Source organism: Bradyrhizobium sp., from assembly GCF_049512235.1.
Lineage (GTDB): Bacteria > Pseudomonadota > Alphaproteobacteria > Rhizobiales > Xanthobacteraceae > Bradyrhizobium.
In genome coordinates this window covers 1-4,949 of the sequence record NZ_JBEKXH010000477.1, presented here as the reverse complement: position 1 = coordinate 4,949, position 4,949 = coordinate 1, and the positions used below count along the sequence as shown (strand labels likewise).

The following is a 4,949-nucleotide window of genomic DNA, read 5'->3' as shown; positions in this document are numbered from 1 at the left end:
CGACCTCAATGTACATCCTGCCCTGCCATGTCCTGGCCACGCCCGACGCTGCCGCGTCCACCGCATCTCATCCCGCGTGTCTGACGATCGCGATACGCCCCTCATCTGGAACGAGACGGGTTTGACTATAACTGATTCGAACAAAAAGTAAACACAAATATTTTTTAATATAGGGCTTGACAGCCCAAATCACACCAGATCCAGCCCGTCGGGCAAGTGTTTTTTTGCGCGACCTCGTCCGAATGCTCGGCGTAAAAGAGAAAGTTTGACACGTCGGGCAAATCACCGGCATGTCTTCATCATCGCGGCAATCGCTTCGCATGCCGCTGTCCGGAGGGCCCGTGTCGTCCTGACGGAATGCCGCGCCCGAACCGCCGGCGCGACCCGCCTTAGATTAATCATGCAGCTTTTCCGGTGAATCCACGACCGGCGCGGCGCCGATGTGAACCAGCTCACAAACCGGCGCTCAAAGCCATGCTAGGCATCAGCGGGCCGCTTGGTCGCAGTGGCGCGCGATGGAGCGGCGAGAAGAATTCCATCGCTTGACGCAGCTGCCGGCCGCGATGGCTGCGACCACCTGGTCGCGCCGGGACCGGCTCCGGCCGCGGCAGAGCGGTTTGACATCGCCCGTTGTCGGAGGGGCTTTTGCAGATGGCCATCGAAGACGAAATCACCCGGTTCAAGCAACTTTGCTGCCGACCGGCCTTGGCCGGAACCCCGCGGTCGTTGATCTGCGCCCTCGCGTTCAGGAGCCGGGCGAACTGTAGAGCAAGCTGAGAAACAAACCGTGAGGCCGAACGTGCCCGACCAGGACCGGTATTCGCCAACCGAGGTACGAAATCAGATTCGGAAACAAGAGACGCAGGCGGAGCTCAAGCGCATCTCCGACGCCATGAATGACTGGCTTTGCCTGCAGCGCGACATGGACCGCGACGGACAAGAATATGTCGGGCGCCACAAGTCCCAGCTGGAAGCGATCGAGTCGCTCCTGTCCGGGGCGATCGCACCGCTGAAAAAGCAGATCGACGATAGCGAACCCGGTCTCGACAGTGCTTCGTTCTATTCCGCCTTCCGGGCATACGATGAAGCCATCGTCGGGCTGGAACGCGTCTGGCAGTACTTTCGAGACAAGCTCGATCAACGTGTCGAGGGCCGAAGAGAGCGCCCGGTGCTTCGCGCGGCGGACGAGGTGGTCTGGAGCTGTTACCGACCGGTGATCAGCCGCGTCTTCGGCAACGCGGGCCCGATGCCGAGTCCGCCACCACTGGCATATGTCGCACCCGAGTATTCGCCCGCCGCCCTGCAATCGGATCGCCCGCCGGCGAGCCTCATGATGACTGCGGACCTGGAATTTCTCCAGGGTTTCATGAAGAACCTGCCGGTTGCGCTGCTGCGCCTGCCGCCGTGGATCGTCGCCTCGCCGTGGTGGCTGGTCTATGTGGCGCACGAGGTCGGCCATTTCGTTCAGAAGGATCTCAAACTGATCGCATGGTTCGCGGCAGGCGTGCGTAACGCCGCCGGCCAGTCCGGCCAGCTCAACCCGTCCGAGCTCGATAAATGGAGCAAGTGGGGTGAGGAGATCTTCGCCGACGCCTTCTCCATCATGATGATGGGACCCTGGGCGATCCTCGGCATCCTCGAGGCGGAATGGAGCCGGCCCGATCAAATGGTCAGGCGCAAGCCCGAATACCCCTCGCCCGCTATTCGTCTGGCGCTCATGCGTGCTTGCGCCCGCAAGGTTGCCGGCAGCCTCAGGGAATCCTGGTGCGACCCGCTGAGCGAACTCGACCTCGATGCCATCGCCGCCGCGGACCCGGCGGCGAGGCGCGACTGGAGCGCCGTCGATCCAGTCTCCGGCTTCGTCCTCGGCCCGATGCGCGATGGCATAGGAACGCTGCAAAGCCTGTGCGGCGTCGAGGCCGGCATCTTCGCGGACGGCGGCACGGTGAAGCGACTGTCGCAAGACATCGATCGACCCGGCGCCCCAGTGCAGCGCAGCCTGGACCGCCCGCGCCATCTTGCCAGCGCATCACTGCAGGCGTGGGCCCGTTGGCGCGCCGGCGGCGCCACCGCCGCCGAAAGCCGCGCCAATCTGGTAGCGAGAACGACGGAATACATCGCCAGGAGCGGCGAGCAGAAAACGCGCTCCCGGTTGATGCCGTCCGTCAACATCCAGGGCTCAGGAGCCGACCTGCTGAAGCAGCTGCTGCAACGAGCAGATGAATGAGGCCGAGAAGCGTGGAGGATCAGCGTGCGATTCGACTTCGACATTGACGCTCTGGGGGATGGCGGCGGCTGGGCCGTGCAGATCCGCGAGGGCGGCACGGCTCTGCTCAAAGCTCCACGGATCATGCGCCTGGCGGGCAGCGGACCGCTGGCCTTTCCGTTGCCGCCGGAACCGGAGGTCGCACGCTTGCAGCAGGAGGCGCCGACCGATGCCGCGCTCTTCGCCCTGTGTTCCTCCGCCGATTGCACAAGTCTGACCAAGGCCTACGGCTCGATTCTCGCGCGCCTGCCCGGCACCGGGGGCGTGGAGCGGTTCGGCCGCTATCTCTTCGCCTGTCTGCTCGGCGACAAGATCTGGAGCGAGCTCTTGAACCGTGCCGGTCCTGACGAGCCGATGGAGCTTGCCATCGGCTGGCGGGATCGCGACCGGGCCATCAACCGACTGCCCTGGGAGATCCTGCGCGGGCCGAAGCGCTTCCTCGCGGCCGAAGCAAAGATCGCGATCACGCGGCGGGTGGCCGGGATCGACCGGCAGATCGGCGAGCTGAAGGGGCTCCCGCGCGTGCTGTTCGTCGTCGGCAGCGAGCTGTCCTACGACGTGATCAGTCCCGGAGCCGAGTTCGTCGGCCTGCTCCGCAGCCTGCAAGTCGCGGGTCTCAATACACGGCTGCGGTCGCAGCTGCTGCTCAATGCGACCCCGAACAAATTGGATGCGGCGTTGAAATGGTTCCAGCCGAACGTCGTCCATTTCATCTGTCATGGCGGGTGGGACGCCGATGGCCACTCCTTTCTACGCCTTATGCATGACGAAAAACCCAATGAAGCGTTCGAAATGCGGGCATGGAACCTGCGCCAGTCGTTCAACGGGGCTACGTCGCTCCCCGAGATGGTGGTCCTCAACGCGTGCTTCAGCGCAAGCTCCGGGGACCTCTACCGCGACCAGCCGGGTTCTTTCGATCAGCCGCTTGCGGTCGAGTTCGTCAAGATGGGGGTTCCGGTAGTGGTGGGAATGGCAGGAGAAGTTTCTGACCAGGCCTGCCGGCTGTTCACCCGACGATTTTACGAAGCCCTCCTGAACGGGGACGAATTCGCGCAGGCCGCCGCCGAGGGGCGACGCGCCGGCATCATGGGCAAGAGCGCCGATGATCCGAGCTCGAGCGTGGACTGGTCGCTTCCCACCCTGCTGCTCGCGGACACCCTGACGGAGACGCGGCTGCGCATTCCCGACGAAGTGCTCGAGCTCGAGCAGCGGCTCTACCAGGCGGCCGGCGCCTACGCGAGAAACGAAGACTATCCGGCCTTCTGCGGCCGGCTGAATTTCTTTCATTGGTACGACATGCTGATGGCCGACCGCAGCGTTCAGCAGACGACGTCACGCAACAAGCGTGAATTCCAGATGCTGGCGGTATCGGTGAACCTGGAGGATCGATCAAAGCTGACCCCGGGGGACCGTTATGGCCGCACCTGGCTGCTGCACGAGTTCGCCACCCAGATGGCCGGCGACGGCCACGTGCCGGTGCTGCTGAGTGGCGAAAAGCTGCGCAAGATGCCGAACACGGAGGACGAGCTGATGAAGGCCATCATGACGGCCGCGCTCGACACCGCCCAGCACTTCGGTGTCGACCGCGACTGGGGATGGGAGATCGTTCCCGCGCTGGAACGGATAAAGAAGAATTTGCAACCGGGCCTGGATCTGCCCAAGCGAGTGGCCAGTCTCGTCGCGATCAATGGGGCGGGCAATCGCGAGGCATTGGCCGAGGCATTCCGGCACGACCTGCTGAAGCTTCGCGACGCCGTCATCAGCCGCTTTGCCGGCCTTCCCCAGGTGCGCGGCGACCGGACCCGACTGGTGCTGCTTTTGGACGACATCCACCTCTACGGCGAGGCGGCGGGGTTCTTGACCCAGCTTCTGCTCGGGCCCTCTGGCCTGCGCGGCGCACCGAACGAGACCAGAGTAGTCGGAGCCTATTCTTCCAAGCCGACCCCCGAGCAGAAGACGGCCTTCGACGACATCACGCGGTGGGTCGCGAACAGCTGGGTCGAAGATCTGCCCCTGAGCATCTTCACGGCACCCGAGGACCGTTTGGCCTACAAGCTGTTTCTTCTTCGGTACCGCGAAAACAATCGGAAGAGCGGCCAGCCCAAGCCGCTGGCGTTCGCGACCGGCCTCAACGCGGCCGAAATAAACCTCTGTTTCAAAGGAATACATCGCGCCACCAAGGGCGTTCCGTCCAATCTCAAAAACGAAACCGTGCAGGAATACATCGACGAGATTCTCATCGAGTGGCCAACCGTGCTGAACAAGGCGCTTCTACGCGAGGCCAACGACGACGATGATCTGAAGACGCTTGCGAGGAAGCGGGAGGTCGCGCCGTGAACGACGCATCAAGCGCCAGCCCGCGTACCATGGAGGATCTGGACCGGCAGGTGTCTCAGCTTGCGCGCGCCCGCCGCGCGAGCATGGACGCCCCCTCCCTGGACAACGTCGTTCCCGAGCAGACCCAGCTATGGACGGCCCTGGTGTCGCATTGGAGCCTGGCCAATGCGCAAGCGTGCAGATTTCCAACCGGCTCGCGGGAATTGTCGGACGTGATCGATTCGATGCGACGGGCGGACCTGGTGAATGTCCAAGGCGACGAATTCCGAATGAACATCGCCGGGCGATCGAAGGTTCTCAAACGCTATTTGGACAATCCGAAGCTCGTGCCGGAGTTGCTGCGCAC

3 protein-coding genes are annotated in these 4,949 nt (G+C 63.5%); all 3 read left to right on the top strand.

Features of this window, described 5'->3' with window-relative positions:
• The first annotated feature begins 799 nt into the window (after positions 1-799).
• Positions 800-2,227, top strand: a complete 1,428-nt coding sequence (locus ABSG20_RS29875) for a hypothetical protein (RefSeq protein WP_423868059.1) — start codon at positions 800-802, stop codon at positions 2,225-2,227.
• A gap of 24 nt (positions 2,228-2,251) precedes the next feature.
• Positions 2,252-4,603: a CHAT domain-containing protein gene (locus ABSG20_RS29870; protein ID WP_423868058.1), complete on the top strand. Its 2,352-nt coding sequence runs from the start codon at positions 2,252-2,254 to the stop codon at positions 4,601-4,603.
• A partial coding sequence (locus ABSG20_RS29865; protein ID WP_423868057.1) for a hypothetical protein occupies positions 4,600-4,949 on the top strand: 350 nt, incomplete at its 3' end. The genes ABSG20_RS29870 and ABSG20_RS29865, both read left to right, overlap by 4 nt.